At 69.2% G+C, this 20,081-nt stretch carries 20 protein-coding genes; 9 read left to right on the forward strand and 11 right to left on the reverse strand.

Annotated features, from left to right (window positions below; genetic code table 11):
• Window positions 1–2: 2 nt before the first annotated feature.
• The 6 genes from crcB to topA form a co-directional block, all read right to left on the reverse strand.
• Window positions 3–380: a fluoride efflux transporter CrcB gene (gene crcB, locus DLJ53_RS22560; RefSeq protein WP_111349451.1), complete on the reverse strand. Its 378-nt coding sequence runs from the start codon at window positions 378–380 to the stop codon at window positions 3–5.
• Window positions 377–1,201, reverse strand: coding sequence for a sterol desaturase family protein (locus tag DLJ53_RS22565; protein ID WP_111349452.1), 825 nt, complete (start codon window positions 1,199–1,201; stop codon window positions 377–379). Before DLJ53_RS22565 ends, crcB begins: the two co-directional genes overlap by 4 nt.
• Before the next feature lie 91 nt (window positions 1,202–1,292).
• A complete protein-coding gene (locus DLJ53_RS22570) occupies window positions 1,293–1,841 on the reverse strand; it encodes an AAA family ATPase (protein ID WP_111349454.1) in 549 nt (182 codons plus the stop codon).
• Window positions 1,838–3,214, reverse strand: a complete 1,377-nt coding sequence (locus DLJ53_RS22575; RefSeq protein WP_111349455.1) for a replication-associated recombination protein A — start codon at window positions 3,212–3,214, stop codon at window positions 1,838–1,840. The genes DLJ53_RS22570 and DLJ53_RS22575 overlap by 4 nt, the downstream gene beginning before the upstream one ends.
• A 145-nt stretch (window positions 3,215–3,359) precedes the next feature.
• A complete protein-coding gene (locus DLJ53_RS22580; RefSeq protein WP_111349457.1) occupies window positions 3,360–4,784 on the reverse strand; it encodes a Do family serine endopeptidase in 1,425 nt (474 codons plus the stop codon).
• 138 nt (window positions 4,785–4,922) lie between these two features.
• A complete protein-coding gene (topA, locus tag DLJ53_RS22585) occupies window positions 4,923–7,715 on the reverse strand; it encodes a type I DNA topoisomerase (protein WP_111349458.1) in 2,793 nt (930 codons plus the stop codon).
• Between the two features lie 207 nt (window positions 7,716–7,922).
• Between topA and DLJ53_RS22590 the strand changes: the two genes are divergently transcribed.
• Window positions 7,923–8,174 (forward strand): hypothetical protein, encoded by a 252-nt coding sequence (locus DLJ53_RS22590; protein WP_111349460.1) that lies wholly within the window; start codon window positions 7,923–7,925, stop codon window positions 8,172–8,174.
• Window positions 8,175–8,261: 87 nt separating this feature from the next.
• On the opposite strand, the gene DLJ53_RS22595 is transcribed toward DLJ53_RS22590, so the two are convergent.
• Window positions 8,262–8,753, reverse strand: coding sequence for a GFA family protein (locus DLJ53_RS22595; protein ID WP_111349462.1), 492 nt, complete (start codon window positions 8,751–8,753; stop codon window positions 8,262–8,264).
• Window positions 8,754–8,919: 166 nt separating this feature from the next.
• Between DLJ53_RS22595 and rnr the strand changes: the two genes are divergently transcribed.
• The 6 genes from rnr to rpmG all read left to right on the forward strand — a co-directional run bounded on the left by rnr (window position 8,920) and on the right by rpmG (window position 14,542).
• The gene (rnr, locus tag DLJ53_RS22600; protein ID WP_425320972.1) at window positions 8,920–11,202 is read left to right on the forward strand and encodes a ribonuclease R; all 2,283 of its coding nucleotides are present in this window, start codon (window positions 8,920–8,922) and stop codon (window positions 11,200–11,202) included.
• Window positions 11,199–11,582 (forward strand): DUF983 domain-containing protein, encoded by a 384-nt coding sequence (locus DLJ53_RS22605; protein ID WP_111349465.1) that lies wholly within the window; start codon window positions 11,199–11,201, stop codon window positions 11,580–11,582. The genes rnr and DLJ53_RS22605 overlap by 4 nt, the downstream gene beginning before the upstream one ends.
• Window positions 11,579–12,040, forward strand: coding sequence for a DUF983 domain-containing protein (locus tag DLJ53_RS22610; RefSeq protein WP_226579746.1), 462 nt, complete (start codon window positions 11,579–11,581; stop codon window positions 12,038–12,040). The genes DLJ53_RS22605 and DLJ53_RS22610 overlap by 4 nt, the downstream gene beginning before the upstream one ends.
• Complete coding sequence (locus DLJ53_RS22615) at window positions 12,037–12,786, forward strand: NUDIX hydrolase (RefSeq protein ID WP_244935135.1); 750 nt, start codon at window positions 12,037–12,039, stop codon at window positions 12,784–12,786. Before DLJ53_RS22610 ends, DLJ53_RS22615 begins: the two co-directional genes overlap by 4 nt.
• A 225-nt stretch (window positions 12,787–13,011) precedes the next feature.
• Entirely contained in the window at window positions 13,012–14,271 is a 1,260-nt protein-coding gene (locus tag DLJ53_RS22620; protein WP_111349468.1) for an MFS transporter, read from the forward strand.
• Window positions 14,272–14,374: 103 nt separating this feature from the next.
• Complete coding sequence (gene rpmG / locus DLJ53_RS22625) at window positions 14,375–14,542, forward strand: 50S ribosomal protein L33 (protein WP_111349470.1); 168 nt, start codon at window positions 14,375–14,377, stop codon at window positions 14,540–14,542.
• Here rpmG and DLJ53_RS22630 read toward each other — a convergent pair whose 3' ends face one another.
• A complete protein-coding gene (locus DLJ53_RS22630; RefSeq protein ID WP_111349471.1) occupies window positions 14,543–14,911 on the reverse strand; it encodes a response regulator in 369 nt (122 codons plus the stop codon).
• Window positions 14,912–14,971: 60 nt separating this feature from the next.
• Here DLJ53_RS22630 and DLJ53_RS22635 point away from each other — a divergent pair, with 60 nt between their 5' ends.
• Complete coding sequence (locus DLJ53_RS22635) at window positions 14,972–15,361, forward strand: DUF3572 domain-containing protein (RefSeq protein WP_202913295.1); 390 nt, start codon at window positions 14,972–14,974, stop codon at window positions 15,359–15,361.
• A gap of 1 nt (window position 15,362) precedes the next feature.
• On the forward strand, window positions 15,363–16,718 hold the full coding sequence (locus DLJ53_RS22640) for a DNA polymerase IV (RefSeq protein WP_111349473.1): 1,356 nt from the start codon (window positions 15,363–15,365) through the stop codon (window positions 16,716–16,718).
• On the opposite strand, the gene DLJ53_RS22645 is transcribed toward DLJ53_RS22640, so the two are convergent.
• The 3 genes from DLJ53_RS22645 to DLJ53_RS22655 form a co-directional block, all read right to left on the reverse strand.
• On the reverse strand, window positions 16,697–17,908 hold the full coding sequence (locus DLJ53_RS22645) for a transporter substrate-binding domain-containing protein (protein ID WP_111349474.1): 1,212 nt from the start codon (window positions 17,906–17,908) through the stop codon (window positions 16,697–16,699). The two genes, DLJ53_RS22640 and DLJ53_RS22645, sit on opposite strands and share 22 nt — an antisense overlap.
• A gap of 152 nt (window positions 17,909–18,060) precedes the next feature.
• Window positions 18,061–19,080 carry a ketol-acid reductoisomerase gene (ilvC, locus tag DLJ53_RS22650; RefSeq protein WP_111349476.1) on the reverse strand — a complete coding sequence of 340 codons (1,020 nt, stop codon included), beginning with the start codon at window positions 19,078–19,080 and terminating at the stop codon, window positions 18,061–18,063.
• A gap of 143 nt (window positions 19,081–19,223) precedes the next feature.
• Window positions 19,224–19,823, reverse strand: coding sequence for a hypothetical protein (locus DLJ53_RS22655; RefSeq protein ID WP_111349478.1), 600 nt, complete (start codon window positions 19,821–19,823; stop codon window positions 19,224–19,226).
• Window positions 19,824–20,081 lie beyond the last annotated feature (258 nt).

Consider the following 20,081-nt stretch of genomic DNA (forward strand, 5'->3'; position numbering starts at 1 on the left):
GCCTACGACATGGTGGCCCGGACGGCGGCGATCCCGATCGCCGCCGCGACGACGCACACGACGAGGCTGAGAAGCGCGTAGCCGACCCCCTCGACCCAGCGCCCGCCCTCGATGAGGCGCACCGTCTCGATCGAGAAGGTGGAGAAGGTCGTGAAGCCGCCGAGCGCGCCGGTGACCACCAGCGCCGTCAGCGCGAGGCGGCCCGACAGCAGCGTCGCCAGCACACCGATGAGAAACGAGCCGAGGACGTTGACGGTGAAGGTCGCGTACGGGAGCGCGGCGCCGACGAGACCGCTGATGAGGACGTTGGCCCAGAAGCGCCCGAGCGCACCGACGGCGCCGCCGAGCGCGACGCAAAGGCTCGCTGCAAAGGGGCTCATTCGGCGGGCGTCGCCGAGACCGGGCCTGCCACCGCGCCGGGCGTCCGCTTGTCCGCGCGTGCCCTCGGCATCGGCACGCCGCCGTCCGGCAGCGTCTCCCACCGCTCGACGCCCTCGTCATAGTCGGTGTGCAGCGTGCCGCAGACCCGGTCCCAGAACGAGAAGAAGTTGGCGTAGTTGTAGTTGAACTTCGAGTGGTGCAGGTCGTGGAACAGGGTGCACACCATCGGCGAGGGCACCCGCGTCCACTTCGACGCGGCGAACTCGAACCCGGAGTGGCCGATCATCCCGTTGAAGTGGTCGTAGACGCGGTGGCCGACGAGGACCAGCGGCGGGATCGGCAGGATCAGCGGGGCGACGAGGTAGTAGCTCTGCATCGCCAGCGCGTCGACCATCGAGTCCGAGTAGTTGGACCAGACCGTCGGCGCGACGGAGCGGTGGTGGTATTGGTGGTGCTTGTAGAGCGGCCCCCAGTGCATCGCCCGGTGCCCCCAGTAGTACCAGGTGTCGTAGGCGAGGATGGAGACGACCGCCATCAGCGGCACCGACCACCAGGACAGCTCCAGCGGCGCGAACAGCGTCCAGCCGCGGTACTGCGCGTAGAGGCCGCCGGCGAGGCAGAAGCAGGTGCCGAGCAGCGACCAGGCGGACTGGCGGATCTCCTTGCCGCGGCGCTTCAGCCCGTCCCGGTTCTTCTGGATCCGCCGTTCGGGGTGGCGGAAGCAGTACCAGTTGAAGATCGCGCCGAACGCGAGGTAGGTGCCGAAGGTGGTCGCGTAGACTGCCGCCCAAACGGCGAGGAACTCCAGGACAGTACGCATCGCGTTACACCTCTCTCGCTGGCTCGTACCGACTTAGGGCCGACAGCGGGGCGAACGCAACCGCGCCGGCGTCGATCAGAGTTGCGTCAATTCAAGGCTCCGCGAATTGCGGCGCATCAAGTTCGGCCAGAACGATCCCCACCCGCTCCTTCACCGAGACGCGCGGCAGGGTGACGACGGTGTACCCGGCCGCGGGGTACGCCTGCGCGAGGCGCGCATACTCGGAGATCGCCTCGCCGAACCCGTGCCGCCGCTCGGCGTCGTTCTGGAAGAGCTCCGGCCACGGCGGCGTCAGGAAGACGGTCGTGTGATAGCGCGTCGCCGAAGCGAGCCCGGAAAGCGCGTCGCCGTCGGTGACGTGGTCGAGGAAGGAGGCGGCATCGACGAGGCCGCGGTCGAAGAAGACCAGCGGTCCGAGACCGTCCACCCGGGCGTGATCGTCCTGCGCCATCGCGATCGCCCGGTGGGCGAAGGCGACCGGGTCCCGCCAGGGGAGCGTGCCGCCGTCGCTGGCGAGCGCCTCCCGCACGATGCGCCGGCCCGGCTCCTCCACGGTGGCGTAGCCGCGCGCGGCGAGCGCCTCCAGAAGGGTCGACTTGCCGCCGCCGGAGCAGCCGGAGATGACGACACGGCAGGTCACGACTCGTCCGGCCCTCCCTTGTCCCGGCGCTGGCGCCGCACGCGCGAGAGCTCGTCCATCCGCGCCCGCAGCGAGGCCTCCTTGCCGCGCTCGGTCGGCTCGTAGAAGCGCTGCGGCTCCAGCCCCTCGGGGAAGTAGTTCTGACCGGAGACGCCGCCGGGGACGTCGTGGTCGTACTCGTAGCCCGCGCCGTAGCCCTCCGAGCGCATCAGCTTGGTGGGCGCGTTCAAGATGATCTTGGGCGGGTTGAGCGAGGGCGTCTCGGCGACGAAGCGGCGTGCCTTGTTGAATGCCTTGTAGAGGGCGTTCGATTTGGGCGCGAGCGCGAGGTAGACTGTGATCTCCGCCAGCGCCAGTTCGCCCTCCGGCGTGCCGAGGAACTCGTAGGTGTCGCGCGCGGCGATCGCCAGCGTCAGCGCATGCGGGTCGGCGAGGCCGATGTCCTCGGCCGCCATGCGCACCAGGCGGCGGGCGAGGTACATGGGGTCCTCGCCGCCCGCGATCATGCGCATCAGGTAGTAGAGTGCCGCATCGGGGTCCGAGCCGCGGACCGACTTGTGCAGCGCCGAGATGAGGTTGTAGTGCCCGTCGCGGTCCTTGTCGTAGGCGGGAGCGCGGCGCTGCAGGATGGCCTGCACCTCCTCGGCCGACAGGACCTCCCCCTCCTCGGCGACGCGGTAGACCTCCTCGGCGAGGGTCAGGATGGCCCGGCCGTCGCCGTCCGCCATGCGGATGAGGCTGGCCCTGGCGTCCGGCGCGACGGGAAGCGGACCCCGCACGCCCTCGGCGCGGGTGAGAAGGGTCTCCAGCGCCGCGTCCTCCAGCGGGTGGAAGACGAGCACCTGCGCCCGCGACAGGAGCGCCGAGTTGAGCTCGAAGGACGGATTCTCGGTGGTGGCGCCGACGAGGGTGATGGTGCCGTCCTCGACGACGGGCAGGAAAGCATCCTGCTGGGCGCGGTTGAAGCGATGGATCTCGTCCACGAAGAGGAGCGTGCCGCGGCCGACGCTGCGGGCCCCGCGCGCCGTGTCGAACACCTTCTTCAGGTCCGCGACGCCGGAGAAGATCGCCGAGATCTGCACGAACTCGAGCCGGACGTGATGGGCGAGAAGGCGCGCGAGCGTGGTCTTGCCGGTGCCGGGTGGTCCCCAGAGGATGAGCGAGCCGATGCGCTCGCCCTTCAGCATGCGCGTGAGCCGGCCCTCGGGGCCGAGGAGGTGCGGCTGGCCGACGATGTCGGAAAGCTGGCCCGGCCTGAGCTCGTCGGCGAGCGGCCGAGGCGCGGCCTTCTCGAGGCCGGAAGCGGCGAAGAGGTCGGTCAATTCCAGTCTTTCCGTTGGTCTGTCCCCGGGACGGCACCCCCGACGGGCCATGCCGATCCGCGCGACGCGCCGGTGCGGCGCCGCGCCATCGGCATGAACAATAGGACAACATCGGCCGGGGATGAAGGGGCGCGTCCGCCCCACCGTCCCGAGAGCGGCGGGGACGTCTCCCGCCCCGCGCCCGCGGCCGGACGGGTCAGCCGCCGAAGACGACGCTGAGCCGGCGGCCGTCGCGCTCGATGTCGAGGTCCCAGTAGCGGGCGCGCTGGCGCGTCATGCGCTCGAGGTCCTCGGTGGTCTCGACCCGGTTGCCATTGACGCTGCGCACGATGTCGCCAGGACGCAGTCCGAACCGGGCGGCCGGCGTGCGTTCGTTGACCCTCGCGATGACGACCCCGGTGGCGGTCATGTCGATGTTGAGCTCGTCGGCGACGGCGGGCGACAGGTTCTGGACCGTCGCTCCGGCGAACGGCGAACGGCCGCCGAGGCGGCGGGTGTCGCGCGGCTCGGACTCCGGCGGGCGCTCCAGGGTCAATGCAGCGGTCTGCCTGGTGGAGGCGCGCTCGAACGTGATCTCCGTCTCGCCCTCGGTGCCGCGGGTCGCGAAGGCATAGCTGAAGCTGTCGATGTCCGTCACCGGGACGCCGTCGACGGCGGTGATGACGTCGGCGACGCGGATGCCGGCACGCCGCGCCGGGCCGTCCTCGGACAGCTCGACGACGACGGCGCCGGCGGGGCGGTCGAGGCCGAGCTGGCGGGCGAGCTCGCGCGTCACGTTCTCAAGCTTGGCGCCGAGCCAGGGACGATGCACCACGCCGTCGCTCTTCGCCGCCTCCACCACGAGCCGCACCGTCTCCGCCGGGATCGCGAAGCCGATGCCGTTGGAGCCGCCCGAGCGCGAGTAGATCGCGGAGTTGATGCCGACGAGGCGCCCGGCCATGTCGATCAGTCCGCCGCCGGAATTGCCGGGATTGATGGCCGCGTCGGTCTGGATGAAGAACTGCTGGTCGGCGACGCCGACCTGCGTCCGCGCCGTCGCGGACACGATGCCTTGCGTCACGGTCTGCCCGACGCCGAACGGGTTGCCGATGGCGAGCACCAGATCGCCGGTCTCCAGCTCGTCCGCCGGGGCGAAGGGGATCGTCGGGAACGGCCCGTCACCCTCGATCTGCAGCACCGCGAGGTCGCTGCGCGCGTCCCGCAGGAGGAGCTTCGCGTCCGCCTCGCGCCGGTCGTTGAAGCCGACGCGGATCTCGCTGGCGTTCTTGATGACGTGGGCGTTGGTGACCATCAGCCCGGACGGGTCGACGATGACGCCGGAGCCGAGCGCGGAGCCGCCGCGCGGCTGCTGCCGGCCGAAGAACCGGCGCAGGAACGGATCGTCCGAGTAGAACGGGTCCACCGTCTTCTGCATCGAGTAGACGTTGACCACCGCCGGCGCGACCTGCCGCACCACGGGGGCGAAGGACAGCGCGATCTGGGCGCGGGACTGGGGTATCTCCGGCGCCGCCGGTGCCGCGGCTTCGGCCGCGGGGGGCGTCGGGGTGACCGCAGTTTCGGCGCTCGCCACTCCGGGAACGAGGGCGACGGCGAGGGCGGGGAGGATCAGGGACAAACGCATCGGCTAACTTCGACTGGTCCGCAAAGTCCGGTCAACCGGATGCGCCCCTCCGGCCCGTCGGGCAAGGTGGGGCGCCCCGGCCTCGGGGAGGCACACGGTCGCAGCGCGTCCCGGCCCCGGATCGCGGGGCCGGTGCTGTCAGTCCTCCCAGGGCGGCGTATCGCTCGCCGCGCTGCGCCTGGTCGAGGCGGCGGAGGACTTCGAGGCGGCCGCCTTCTTGCTGCCCGCCGACTTCGCTCCCGTCGACTTGGCACCCGTCGACTTCGCCTTGGACGCGGTCTTCGCCTTCGGCGTCTCGCCGTCGTCCTCGACCAGCGAATCGCCGTCGGCCTTCGCCGCCTTCGACTTCGCGGCCGACTTGGCCTTGGTGCCCGACGCCTTGCTCTTCGAGCTGGCGGCCTTGGCCTTGCCCTTCGGCGCGGCCTTGGTCTTGCCGGCGCGCTCCGCGATCAGCTTCAGCGCCTCTTCCAGCGTGAGCGCCTGCGGGTCGGTGCCCTTCGGGAGCGTCGCATTGACCTTCCCGTGGTTCACGTACGGCCCGTAGCGGCCCTCGCGCACCGTCACCTCACCGCCGGAGGGGTGCTCGCCGAGGCTCTTCAGCGCGGCGGGCGTGCGGGAGAAGCCCTTGCCCTCCTTCCGCTCGGCAATCATCGCGACAGCCCGGTTGAGGCCGATCTCGAACACCTCGTCGATGGAATCGAGCTTGGAGTACTTGCCGCCGTAGAGCAGGTACGGCCCGTACCGGCCGAGGCCGGCCTGGATCGGATCCTGCGTCTCCGGGTGCAGCCCCACCTCGCGTGGCAGCGACAGGAGCTGGATCGCCTTCTCCAGCGTCACCTCCTGCGGCGCCCAGCCCTTCGGCAGCGAGGAGCGGGCCGGCTTCTCGCCATCGGCGGCCGCGCCCATCTCGATGTAGGGGCCGAAGCGGCCCGACTTCAGCGCGATCTCGAGCCCGGTGTCCGGGTGGATGCCCAGCACCTGCGGCCCGCTCGGCTTCGGGTCGGCGTTCGGGTCGTCGCCGAACTCCCGGGTGTAGTTGCACTCAGGATAGTTCGAGCAGCCGATGAACGCGCCGTACCGGCTCGTCTTCAGCGACAGGTTGCCCTGGTGGCAGACGGGACAGATGCGCGGGTCCGAGCCGTCCGGCCGCGGCGGGTAGATGAGCGGCGCCAGGTCCTCGTTCAGCGCGTCGAGGACGGCGGCCGTACGAACTTCCAGTACCTCGCCGATCTGGCGCGAGAAGTCCGCCCAGAACTCGCGCAGCACCTCCCGCCAGTCCGCCTTGCCGTCGGAGATGGCGTCGAGCTTCTCCTCGAGGTCGGCGGTGAAGCCGTACTCGACGTAGCGCTCGAAGAAGCTCTCCAGGAACGCCGTCACGATGCGGCCCTTGGACCCCGGCACGAGGCGCTTCTTGTCGAGCGTCACGTACTCGCGGTCGCGCAGGGTGGACAGCGTCGCCGTGTAGGTCGACGGGCGGCCGATGCCGAGCTCTTCCATGCGCTTGATGAGCGTCGCCTCGGTGAAGCGCGGCGGCGGCTCGGTGAAGTGCTGGGACGGCTTGACCGCCTTGCGGTCCAGCCTGTCGCCCTGGGTGATCTTCGGCAGGCGGCCGTCCTCGTCGTCCTCCTGGTCGTCCACACCTTCCATGTAGACCGACAGGAAGCCGTCGAAGAGCATGACCGAGCCGGTGGCGCGCAGGCCGATGGACTTCGCCCCGGCCTTGGCGTCGATCTCCACGGTCGTGCGCTCGAACTCGGCCGATTCCATCTGGCTCGCCATCGCGCGCTTCCAGATGAGGTCGTAGAGGCGGAACTCGTCGTCGCCGAGGTAGCGCTTCATCTGCGCCGGGCGGCGGAACGGGTCGGTCGGACGGATCGCCTCGTGCGCCTCCTGCGCGTTCTTCGCCTTGGTGGCGTAGTAGCGCGGCTTCTCCGGCAGATACGGCTCGGCGTAGTCCTTGCCGATGAGGCGGCGGATCGCGGAGATGCCCTCCGGCGCCATCTGCACGCCGTCGGTCCGCATGTAGGTGATGAGGCCGGTCGTCTCGCCGTCTAGGGCGATGCCCTCGTAGAGCTTCTGCGCCGTCTGCATGGTGCGGGCGGACGAGAAGCCGAGCTTGCGGCTCGCCTCCTGCTGCAGCGTCGACGTGGTGAACGGGGGCGCCGGGTTGCGCTTCTGCGGCTTGGCCTCGACCGAGACGGCCGAGAAGGCGGCCTGGTTGAGGTGGTCGACGATGGCCCGGGCGTCCGTCTCGTTCTTGATGCCGAGACGGTCGAGCCGCTTGCCGTCGAGGACCGAGACGCGCGCGTCGAACGGTTCGCCCGCCGGGTTGGTCAGCGTCGCGATGACGGACCAGTACTCCTGCGCGACGAATCGCTCGATCTCCGCCTCGCGGTCGCAGACGAGCCGCAGGGCGACGGACTGCACGCGGCCGGCCGAGCGCGAGCCCGGGAGCTTGCGCCACAGCACCGGCGACAAATTGAAGCCGACCAGGTAGTCGAGCGCACGGCGTGCGCGGTACGCGTCGACGAGGTGGTCCTCGATGTCGCGCGGCGCGGCCATGGCGTCGAGCACGGCCTGCTTGGTGATGGCGTTGAACACCACCCGCTGGACCGGCTGCGCCTTCAGCGCCTTCTTCTCCTTCAGCACCTGCAGGACGTGCCAGGAGATCGCCTCCCCCTCACGGTCCGGGTCGGTGGCAAGGATCAGGCGGTCTGCATCCTTCACGGCCTTGGCAAGATCATTGAGACGTTTGGCGGCCTTGGCGTCGACCTGCCACAGCATCTCGAAATCATTGTCCGGATCCACCGAGCCGTCTTTGGGCGGCAGATCGCGCACGTGACCGTAGGACGCGACCACATGGTAGTCGGACCCCAGGTACTTGTTGATCGTTTTTGCCTTGGCCGGAGACTCGACAACGACGACGTTCATTTCTGGCCCCCCTCAAGCCGTCCCGCACATAGAGGCGGTTGGCCGCCGACGCAAAGGGGGAGTGCTTCAACTTCCGCCAAAAGCGTACTCGTGTTCCGTTCGGTCCACACTCGAAAAAAGATGTTCATACTCGGCAAGGTTGAGTCCAGCTTCGGCTCGCATGGTGGTCTTGTTGCACCATAGGTTCACCGTTTGAAGGAGAACACCATGCCAGCCTTGAGCGAACAGGTCCCCGCCAAGACGGCAATCCCGGCCCGGCAGCTCGGCCAATCCGAGCGCGACGTGGCCGACTACATCGAGCAGATGTCCGGCGAACTCGTCTCCCTTGCCGAACAGACGGGCCTCGGGTTCCTGGCCTACCTCCTCGAAGTGGCGCGCGAGGAAGCGGCGCTGCACCGCACCCCCCAAAAAGCCCGCCCGATGGAATTCCACGGCGAGCTGCCGCCACCCAACATGTGAGTCCACCGGCCCGCCCGCAACTCCGGGACGGGGCCGGACGCCTTGTAACCCGCAGCGTAACCCGCAGCGCGCCGGGGGCCGCGCCGGTCATTCGACCCAAAGGCCCCTCGACCGGTGCCAGTCCGCCAGGCTCTCGTCGGGATACTGGTCGAAGCAGACGTCCCCGGGCTTCAGCTGGGGCTCCACCCAGTTGAGCTTGTAGGCCAGCATGATGTGCGTCTGCTCGCGCGGCACCGGGAGGTCCGTGTCGATCGCCGAGGCGAACGGGTGGATGAGCTCCGGCCACGTGGGGTCGAAGAGCCAGAGCCCGCTGCTGCAGTGGCGGCAGAAGTGCCTCTGGCCGGACGAGACGTGACAGACCCCGCCGTCCTCGATTTCGGCCTTGTAGACGGCCATGGCGTCGCGCCCCTTCACATCGAGGCTGTCGGCGATCCCGCCTAGATTGATCGCGTAGCCGCCCCCACCCTGCGTCTTGCAGCAGATGCGGCAGTAGCATCGCTGGTATGGCACAGGCGTATGGCTCGCCAGCGTGAAGGAGACGGCGCCGCAGCGGCAGCTCCCCTCGAGTGTCATCGGCATGTTCGGCCCTCGCTTCGTCACCATGGAACCGTCGGGCCCGGCTAAGCCACCGTCGCGACAGGGATTCGGCCAGGCGCCGCGTCCTGCTCGCGGCGCAGTGCGGCTCGGTTGAATATGCGCAGGAACGGCCGCCGGGGTAGAAGTACGTCGAACGAACGCGCATAAGATGGGTTCGTTAAATACCGTCGCTGGTAGTAATGCATCGGCGGCGGCCCCATCCCTGCGGCTCGACGGGCGCCTTTCCCGACTCCACATAGACCATATGTCAAAGACACCCGTCCCCACCCGCGACGAGATCCTGCGCTTTGTCGCCGATAGCACCGGCCGAGTGGGGAAACGCGAGATCGCGAAGGCCTTCAACGTCAAAGGCGCGAATCGAGTCGAGTTGAAGTCCCTGCTCGCCGAGATGGCCGACGAGGGGCTGCTCGCCAAGTCCGGCAAGCGTCTGGCGCGCCCGGGCGAGCTGCCGCGCGTCGCGCTGCTGTCGGTCTCGGGCCGCACCTCCGACGGCGACCTCCTCGCCGAGCCGACCACCTGGGAATTCGACGAGCCGCGCCCGAAGGTGACGCTCATCGGCACCAAGCCGGCCCCCGGCATGGGCGACCGGCTGCTGGCGCGAATCTCCTACGATGACGACGGGCGTCCGGTCGGCAAGGTCATCAAGGTGATCGAGCGCCGCCCGGCCTCGACGCTCGCGGTGCTCGAGCGATTCGGCGACCGCCCGCAGCTCTCGCCGACGTCCAAGAAGGAGCGCGACATCTACTTCGTGCACCCGGACGCGGTGAAGGACATCCCCAGCGACACGCTGGTGCGGATCGAGGTGGACCGCGGCCGTTCGGCCCGCGTCGTCGAGGTGGTCGGCCCGGTCGGCTCAGAGCAGGCGGTGTCGCTGCTGGCGATCCACGCGCACGGCATTCCCGACCGCTTCCCCGAGCGCGTCCTGGCGGAGGCCGCGGCGGCCGAGCCGGCGACCCTCAAGGCGCGGGAGGACTGGCGCGACGTCCCCTTCCTGACGATCGACCCGCCCGACGCGAAGGACCACGACGACGCCGTCTTCGCCGAGCCCGACCCGCACAACGAGGGCGGGCACATCGTCACCGTCGCCATCGCCGACGTCGCCTACTACGTGACGCCCGGCTCGGCGATGGACGAGGAGGCGCGGCTGCGCGGCAACTCCACCTACTTCCCCGACCGCGTCGTGCCGATGCTGCCGGAGCGCATCTCCAACGACCTCTGCTCCCTGCGCGAGGGCGAGGTGCGGCCGGCCATGGCGGTGCGGATGGTCTTCGCCCGCGACGGGCGCAAGCAGCGCCACACCTTCCACCGCGTGCTGATGCGCTCCGAGCGCCGCCTCGCCTACCAGGACGCGCAGAAGATCGCGGACGGCGCGCTGGAGTCGGACGTCAAGCCGCTCATCGACAACCTTTGGGCCGCCTACCGCTGCCTGTCGAAGGGCCGTGACGCGCGCGACCCGCTGGAGCTCGACCTTCCCGAGCGCAAGATCATCCTGACCCCCGAGGGCCAGGTCGACCGCGTCGTCGTTCCGGAGCGGCTCGACGCGCACAAGCTCATCGAAGAGTTCATGATCCAGGCCAACGTCGCGGCGGCGGAGACCTGCGAGGCGGCGCGGCTGCCGCTGCTCTACCGCATCCACGACCAGCCGAGCCTCGAGAAGATCGAGGCGCTGAAGGAGTTCCTCGGGACGCTCGACCTGAAGCTGGCGAGCGGCGCGGGCGTGCGGCCGGGCGACTTCAACGGCATCCTCCTCAAGGTGGGCGGGACGCAGAACGCGCAGCTCGTCAACGAGGTCATCCTGCGGTCCCAGGCGCAGGCGGAGTATGCGCCGGACAATATCGGCCACTTCGGCCTGTCGCTGCGCCGCTATGCGCACTTCACCTCGCCGATCCGCCGCTATGCCGACCTCATCGTCCACCGCGCGCTGATCCGCGCGCTGGACCTCGGCAGGGACGGGCTGTCGGACCACGAGATCTCCGAGCTCAGCCAGATCGGCGCCGACATCTCCTCCACCGAGCGGCGCTCCATGCTGGCCGAGCGCGAGACGATCGACCGCCTGATCGCCCAGTGGCTGACGGACAAGATCGGCGCGACGTTCGAGGGCCGCATCGGCGGCGTCACCAAGGCCGGGCTCTTCATCAAGCTGAAGGAGACCGGCGCGGACGGGTTCGTGCCGATCTCCACCCTCGGCAACGAGTACATGATCTACGACGAGGCCAACCAGGCGCTCGTCGGCGAGGCGACCGGCACGACCTTCCGGCTCGGCGACGACGTGACGGTGCGCCTCATGGAGGCGGCCCCGTTCTCCGGCGCGCTCCGGTTCGACATCATCGAGCACGAGGCGACGACGAAGCTGCCCCGTCGGGGCCGCCACACGTCCCGCCCGTCGCACAAGCGCCCGATGAAACGCCCGATGAAAAGAGGCCGGAGATGAACGACCGCTCGCCGATGGACGCCATGATGAAGGGGATGATGGGACGCTGTCCCAACTGCGGCGTCGGCAGCCTCTTCGACGGTTTCCTCAAGGTGCGCGACACCTGCCCCCACTGCGGCGAGGCGCTCTACCACCACCGCGCCGACGACGCGCCGCCCTACATCGTCATGTCGTTTGTGGGGATCTTCGTGGTGGCGGTGATGTTCTACGTCGAGATCGCCTACGAGCCGGCGCTCTGGATCCACGCGGCGATCTTCCTGCCGCTGACCATTGTGCTTTCGTTGGTGCTGCTTCGGCCGACGAAGGGCCTCATGGTCGGCCTGCAGTGGGCCAAGCGGATGCACGGCTTCAACCCCAACGGCGCGGGAGGCGACGCATGAACGACGTATCGGGCGCGGGCGACACCGTCCCCTCCCCGCATCCGCGGCTGCCGTCCGAAGCGTCGATGGCGCTGCTGGCCGAGCGCTCGGTCTGGCGCGCGATGTGGAACGGCCTCAGGAGCCGCTGCCCGAGCTGCGGCACCGGCGGGCTCTTCGACGGCTTCATCAGGGTCAGCGACGCGTGCCCCCATTGCGGCGAGGCGCTCCACCACCACCGCGCCGACGACGCACCGCCCTACATCGTGATGATGATCGTCGGACATGTGGTGGTTGCGATAATGCTGCTATACGAGATCACCATGTCTCCTGCGCTGTGGTTGCACGCGGCGATCTTCCTGCCTCTAACGGTTCTCATGTCGCTCATCCTGATGCGCCCCACGAAGGGCGCGCTCGTCGGCCTCCAGTGGGCCAACCTCATGCACGGCTTCGACCCCGAATACGCGGGAGGTGACGTGTGAGCGGAGCCATGACCGCCGCCGAGCGGCTGAAGCGCGACCAGGCCGCCGCCAAGACCGAGGCGCACCGCCGAGTCACGATCCGCGACGCCGCCACGCTGATCCTCATCGACAGTAACGGCCCGTCGGTGCTGATGGGCCGCCGCTCGATGAAGCACGTCTTCATGCCGGGGCGCTTCGTGTTCCCGGGCGGACGCGTCGACCCGACCGATTCGCGCGTCAGGCTGCACACCACGTTCGACGACGCGACGCTCACCAAGCTCACCGCGCAGATGCGCTCCAAGCACTCGGACGCCCGCGCCCGCGCGCTCGGCGCGGCGGCGATCCGCGAGGTGTACGAGGAGACAGGCGTCCTCGTCGGCGCCAAGGGCGCGGAGACGCTGCCTACGGGGCCGGCCTGGCAGCCCTTCCGCGACCGCGGCATCGGCCTCGACTTCTCGGCGCTGCGCTACGTCTTCCGGGCGATCACGCCCCCCGGCCGGCCGCGGCGGTTCGACACACGCTTCTTCGCCGTCCCGCGCGAGGCGATCGCCGAGATCGATCCCACCCGCATCGGCGAGGACGCCGAGCTGGAGGAGATCGCCTGGGTGACGCTCGACGAGGCCCGCACCCTGGAGCTTCCCGGCATCACCCACACGGTGATCGACAGCCTCGCCAAGCGCCTCGCGGAGTCGCCGGAGCTGCCTGCGGGCGGACCCGTGCCCTTCTTCCGCTTCGTGCGCGGCGAGCGGACGATGGAACTGCTCTAGCCTCCCGATCCGGAGCCGCAGGCACGGGTTATCCGCCCGCGCCCTGCCGACGATGGATCGCCGGACGAGCGGCCACCACGACCGCCCTTCCCGAACGACGCCGTCGCAGCCACGCCACAGTCGTTCTGCGGCTTGCGCGGGGCCGCATCCCGTATCCGATCGCCGCTGGCGCTTTGTCGCGTTTTCGGCCAAAGACAACCCGTAAGAGCGTACCCCGTCGGAGCCATGGACCAGACGTCTCGCCAGACTGTGGCCTCGATGTCCCCCTCGATCGCTGCCGATCCCTATGCGGCGGTCCCCGGGCGGCCGATGCCCCATGAAGAGCACCGCCCGCCGGACGGTCCTACCGATATCTGGGCGCTTGCGGCCGTCATCAGTGGGATCACCGGGGTCGGCGCCGCATTGTCGCTGAGCCTTCCGCTGCTCTCCATCGTACTGGAGCAACGCGGCGTCTCGCCGATGCTGGTGGGCATCAATACCGCGACGGGCGGCATCGCCGCCATCGTCATCCTGCCGTTCGTCACCACCCTCGCCAAGCAGTTCGGGACGTCCCGCGTCATCGTCATGGCCTTCATCGCCATGTCGGTGACGCTGATGGGCTTCCACGTCACGCACACCTTCGCGCTGTGGTTCCCGCTGCGGTTCGTCTTCTCGGCCTCGGTAACGCTCATCTTCGCGCTGACCGAATTCTGGATCGGCTGCCTTGCGCCGCCGACACGCCGCGGCTTCGTCGTCGGCATCTACACCGCGTTCCTGTCCATCGGCATCTCGATGGGCCCGCTCATCCTGGCGCTCGTCGGCACGCAGGGCGTGCTGCCGTTCGCCATCGGCGCCTCGGCGATCCTCGCCGCGACGGTGCCCGTCCTCTTCGTCTCCGGCCGCGAGCCGGTGCTGCCGACGGGCGGCCAGAAGAACCTGCTGCGCTTCGTTGCGATGGCCCCCCTCGCCCTCTTCGCGGCGCTGGTGTTCGGCGCGGTGGAGTCGGGCGGAACGGCGATCCTGCCGCTCTACGGTACGGCGATCGGCCTCGCCGCGAGCCACTCCGTGGTGCTGGTCAGCGCGGTCGCCCTCGGCAACATCATCTCGCAGATCCCGATCGGCTACCTGGCGGACCGGGTGAACCGGAGGGTCCTGCTCCTCGGCTCGGCCACGGTCGGCGCGTGCGGTGCGCTCCTCATCCCGCTGGTGTCGGACCATTACTTCGTGCTGCTGGCGGTGCTGTTCGTGACCGGCGGCATCGTGACCGGCCTCTACACCATCGGCCTCACCCAGCTCGGGTCGCGCTTCTCCGGCAGCGACCTCGCCTCGGCCAACGCCGCGTTCGTCATGATGTACGCGTTCGGGATGCTGATCGGGCCGGTTTCCCTGGGCGCGGGCCTCGAAATGATCCCGCCGCACGGCTTTGCTCTTGCCATCGCCGTAATCTTTGGCATCTACGTGCTGCTGGGCTCGTTCAGGATCCTTCACGACGGTGTCGGGGACTGAGAAGCGCGCGCCGCAAGGCTTGACAGCGACGCGTCGGGCCCCCATCAGCAAGGTTTGTTCCGGTTCACCCAGTTAGCGCCGCGGGGCGGCGTCGGAGGCTCCTATGGCGAAGGCCAACACCATTAAAGTCAAGCTCGTGTCGACCGCCGACACCGGCTACTTCTACGTGACCAAGAAGAACACTCGGACCATGACCGAGAAGATGACCAAGACCAAGTACGACCCGGTCGCGAAGAAGCACGTCGAATTCCGCGAAGCGAAAATCAAGTAATTACTTCGGCAGGAACGATTTAATCGTCGAGATGAAGCGGTCGATCGAGATCGGCTTGGAGAGGTAGGCCTCACAACCGGCGGCGCGGATGCGCTCTTCGTCGCCCTTCATCGCAAACGCCGTCACCGCGATGACGGGGATCGGCTTCAGGTCGGGGTCCGACTTGATCTGCTCCGTCACCTCGAGGCCGGACATCTCAGGCAGCTGGATGTCCATCACGATGAGATCCGGCCGCTGTTCTTTGGCCACCTTCAAGGCGTCGATCCCGTTGCGCGTTTCCAGGATTTCCATCCCGCTCGCCTCGAGCAGATCGTGGAAGAGCTTCATGTTCAGCTCGTTGTCTTCCACGATGAGCACCCTGTGGGCCATGCGCACTTCCTCTGTGACCGCGCCGACGTGGCGGCCTCTCGTGTGTGTGGGGCGATAACCGTGCCGTCAAGTCGCTCGCCACGCCATCCCGCTCCCAGGTCGCGCCGCCAGGCGGACGACCCCGACGCGGGCACGATCGCCATCGCCGCTCTATCCTATTTCGCCACCGAGCCGAAGACGATGAGCCGCTTCTTCGCGCTCACCGGCCTCGATCCGACCTCGCTGCGTGACGCCGCGGCCTCGCCCACCTTCGTCGCCGGCCTCCTCGACTTCGTCCTCGCCGACGAGCGCATCCTGCTCGCCGTCGCCGAGGCGCAGGAGACGACGCCCGAGGCCATCGTGCGCGCCCGCCAGGCCCTCGAGCGTCGCCCCAACGAGCCGATCGACGTGGGCTCCAAACCCGTCGGCGACGACGGCTGGCCGCCCCGCCCCCACGACGACTGGGCATGAGATGAGCGCCGCCGCGGCGCTCTGCCGCGACTGCGCGGCGATCCTCCCCTACGACACCCCGGCCCGCTGCCCGCGGTGCCGCAGCCCGCGCCTCGTGCGCCACACGGAGATGACGCGCCTCGTCATCGCCCACGTCGACTGCGACGCCTTCTATGCTTCTGTGGAAAAGCGGGACGATCCGTCCTTGCGCGACGTGCCGCTCATCGTCGGTGGCGGCCGGCGCGGCGTCGTCTCGACCTGCTGCTACCTCGCCCGCATCCACGGCGTCCGCTCGGCGATGCCGATGTTCAAGGCGCTCCAGCTCTGCCCGGACGCGGTCGTGCTGCGCCCCGACTTCGAGAAGTACGTCGCCGTCGGCCGGGAGGTGCGCGAGCGCATGAAGGCCCTCACGCCCCTCGTGCAGCCGCTCTCGATCGACGAGGCCTTCCTGGACCTCTCCGGCACCGAGAGGCTCCACGGGGCCCCGGCCGCGGCGGTGATGGCCCGCTTCGCGAGGAGCATCGAGGCGGACATCGGCATCACCGTGTCGGTCGGCCTCGCCCCCAACAAGTTCCTCGCGAAGTTCGCCTCCGACCACGACAAGCCGCGCGGCTACACCGTCATCGGCCGGAGCGACGCCGAGGCGCGCCTTGCCGACGAGCCGGTGACGCGCCTGCCCGGCGTCGGACCGGCCGCGGCACGCAAGCTCCAGCAGGGCGGCGTGACCTTCGTGCGGGACGTGCAGCGCGCGGACCTCACCGACCTGATGCGCCGCTTCGGCGAGACCGGGCAGCGCCTCAAGCGCCTCGCCCACGGCGAGGACAACCGCGTCGTCGACCCGGCCAGCGAGCGCAAGTCCGTCTCGGCCGAGCAGACGTTCGACGTCGACCTCTCCGACCGCCACACGCTCCTCGCGATCCTGCGCCACCTCTCCGAGAAGGTATCGACGCGCGCCAAGGCGGCGGAGATCGGCGGGCGCACCATCACGCTGAAACTGAAGACGCCGCAGTTCCGCTCCATCACCCGCTCGGAGAGCCTCGACGCGCCGACGGCGATGGCGCACCGGATCTTCGCGGTCGGCAAGTCGCTGCTGCTGGCCGAACCCGAGGGGCAGCGCTACCGCCTCATCGGCATCGGCGTCAGCGGCCTCGTCCCGGCCGGCGAGGCGGACGGCGAGGAACTCTTCGATCCCGCCCGCACCCGCCTCGGCAAGGCCGAGAAGGCGATGGACGCGCTGCGTGCCCGCTTCGGCGACGACGCGGTGATGACGGGCCTCTCCCTGTCACACCCGCGGCGGCGTCCCGCCTCGGCGAAGGACCTCGCCGCGCCGGGCGGACCGAAGCCCGGCAAGCCGCCTCAGGGCGATTCGGGAACGTAGCGGGCGACGAGCGCCCACCAGGCGCGGCTCGTCACCTGGGCCAGCACCGCGCGCTCCAGCGCCTCGCTGAACGCCTTCGGCGTGTCCTGCCGGATCGCCATCGCGACGTACTGCGGGTCGCGCGTGGTCGCCACCAGGGCGCGCCGGACCCCTTCCCTGGCGATCGCCGCATGAAGCTCCGCCGAGCCGGCCGCCACGGCTTCCACCTCCCCGTGGCGAAGCGCCTTCAGCGCATCGCCGAGCCCCGTCGTCGGCATGACCTCGAGGCTGTGGCCGCGCAGGTAGAGCTCCGACGTGCTCCCCGCCACCACTGCGACGCGCATGTCGCGCAGGTCCGCCGGAATGTTGAAATCGCCGCCGCTGGCAATGTTCATCGCCGCGACGACCGACGCGGTCAGCGCCGACGAGACGCCGAGCCCGACCAGCATCCAGATCATCGCCAGCGCCCGGCCGAGCGCCGTGACGGGGGCCTTGTCGCCGTAGCCGACCGTCGTCAGCGTGACGCCGGCCCACCAGAAGCCGTCCCCGAGCCCGCGCAATGTCCGCCGGTCGAACTGCCGGTTGTGGCGCCGCTCGACGAGCCAGACCGTCGCGCCCACCGCCAGCAGCACGCCGCTGATGAAGAGGACGATGCGCAGGAACTGGTAGGTCGCGAGCTCCCGCATGACGAGCCAGGGGGTCGAGCCCTTCTCCGTCGCGATGGCGAGGGTCGAGGTGTAGAAGGGGAACAGCAGGTCGACGACGGCCTCATGCTCCGGTGTCGCGTCGAGCGGCAGGGCGATGTCGATCCGTCCCCTGGAGAGGGCGTCGGCCAGTTGCTCGATCGCGACCTCCTCGAAGCGGTAGGCAAGGCCCAGCCGCTCGGCGGTCATCCGCCAGAGGTCGACGCCGATGCCCTGCCAGCTCCCGTCCTGCGCACGCATCGCGTAAGGCGGCCGCTCCGCCAGGCCGATGACGACGACCCGGTCCGCCAGCGCCTCACCGCCGGACGCGGCGGGACGGGCCTCAGGCGCCGTATCCGCGGGCGTGGACTGCGGGGCAGCGGCTGCCGGCGCGTCCGGCACCCCTCCAGGGCCCTCGGCCCACGCGCCGGAGGGCACGGCGGCGCTCAACGCGACGAGCATGACGCTCAGCGCGGCGGGTGCGGCGACAGCGACGAGCCGGCGAGCGAGTTGGGCGATGCGATCCACGGGGAATTCCCTGCGACCTCGTGGGTCCCACGGTGCGGGCGGCGCGACCGGCTCGACCGGCGCGCCGAAACCCTTGGCAGCCCGGGTGCCCGGGCCGTCGGCCGGGGCCGGGTCGAATGCGCCGCCCTTCGATCGCGGGCGGCGCCAAGCGCTTAGTTGCGCTCCTTGTCGACGAGCGCCTTCTCCTTGATCCACGGCATCATCGCGCGCAGACCCTCGCCGACCGCCTCGATCTGGTGCGCGTTGTTCTTCGCGCGCGTCGCCTTGAACGAGGTCTGGTTGACCTTGTTCTCCAGCATCCAGTTGCGCGTGAAGGTGCCCGACTGGATGTCGGTCAGCACCTTCTTCATCTCCGCCTTGGTCTCGTCGGTGATGATGCGCGGGCCGGTGACGTACTCACCGTACTCGGCGGTGTTGGAGATCGAGTAGTTCATGTTGGCGATGCCGCCCTCGTAGATGAGGTCGACGATCAGCTTCACCTCGTGGAGGCACTCGAAGTAGGCCATCTCCGGGGCGTAGCCGGCTTCCACCAGCGTCTCGAAGCCGGCGCGGATCAGCTCGACGAGGCCGCCGCACAGCACCACCTGCTCGCCGAAGAGGTCGGTCTCGCACTCTTCCTTGAAGGTGGTCTCGATGATGCCGGCACGGCCGCCGCCGATCGCCGAGGCGTACGCCAGGCCGAGGTCGTGGGCGTTGCCGGAGGCGTCCTGGGCGATGGCGATCAGGGTCGGCACGCCGCCGCCGCGCTGGTACTCCGAGCGCACCGTGTGGCCCGGCCCCTTCGGCGCGACCATCAGGACGTCGAGGTCCTTGCGCGGCTCGATGAGGTTGAAGTGCACGTTCAGACCGTGCGCGAAGAGGAGCGCGGCGCCCTCTTTCATGTTCTCGTGCAGCTGGTCGGCGTAGATGTCGCCCTGAAGCTCGTCCGGCGTCAGCATCATGACGACGTCGGCCCACTTGGCGGCCTCTTCCACCGTCATCACCTTGATGCCCTCGGCCTCGGCCTTCTTGGCGGAGGCGGAGCCGGGACGCAGCGCCACGACAATGTCGGGGCAGCCCGAATCGCGCAGGTTGAGGGTGTGGGCGTGGCCCTGGCTGCCATAGCCGACGACAGCGATCTTCTTGCCCTTGATCAGGCTGATGTCGGCGTCGCGGTCGTAGTAGACGCGCATAGTTGCTCCCTACTGGTTTGATGAGTTGGGAGCGTGACCTCCCGTCGCGACCCTCATAGACGGTTTACGACGGGATTGTGAATGCCTTGGGCGTAACGCGCACGAATTGATCTGATTCTGCCGCCTGCGCGGACAGATTCGGATCAGTTGGGGCGAAGCTCCGGGCGCGCCTGGACGCCCGCCGAGGTGCCCGGGGAGGCCGCTTCGGGGACGAGGCGCAGGCGCAGCGCGTCCAGGTGCTCGGTCTTGGTGCGGCGGGTCACCGCCTCGGCGAGAACCTCCGCGACGATGAGCTGCAGTTCGGCGATGCGGATCTTCTTGTCCCGGCCCAGCCTGTCGATGAGCGCTTCCGCCTCCGCGGCCGGCGTCTCGCCGAACGCCTCGATGTAGCGCAGCACCAGCTCGCCACGCACGCCGACCGGCATGGTGGCCAGCGTGATCAGCCGCCGGGCAGGTTTCGGCTCGCTCCTGGCGTGGTGCGCGTTCTCCGCCGGCTGCAGCGCCTCCTGGTGGGCGTCGGCCGCGGGGGCGGCGTCGGTCGAGGCCGCCGCGCGCCGCTCGGGGACGTAGGCCGGCGGGACATTGAGCGAGCGCTCCGGCAGGATCATGTTGTTGCCGTCCCGCGCCAGGGTGATTCCGGAGGCAACTCTCTGGTTCGCCTCGAATTCCGCGGCGGCCATACGCATGATGGAACGCGTAAAGTTGCGGGTATAACGCTCCAGAAACTCAGTGAAGAACCACATTCTCATCCACCTCCAATGGAGTGGGGAGGACAGCCGAAGTCCTCAGACGCCGCCACAATGGAGCGAAAGTGTTGACGACTTCTAAAGCATATTCGGCGGGTGATTGTTTACACACGGAGATCCACGGAGACAGTACAGCGCAGATCCGCTGAGTATCCGTGACCGGCGCAACTCTGTTCGATTTATGTTCCGCGCCGGGACATCTCACCCCCCGCGCGGTGAGGATGAGGTCCCGACAGGCCCGGGACGTGCGGGAAT

This window comes from Acuticoccus sediminis, assembly GCF_003258595.1.
Taxonomy (GTDB): domain Bacteria; phylum Pseudomonadota; class Alphaproteobacteria; order Rhizobiales; family Amorphaceae; genus Acuticoccus; species Acuticoccus sediminis.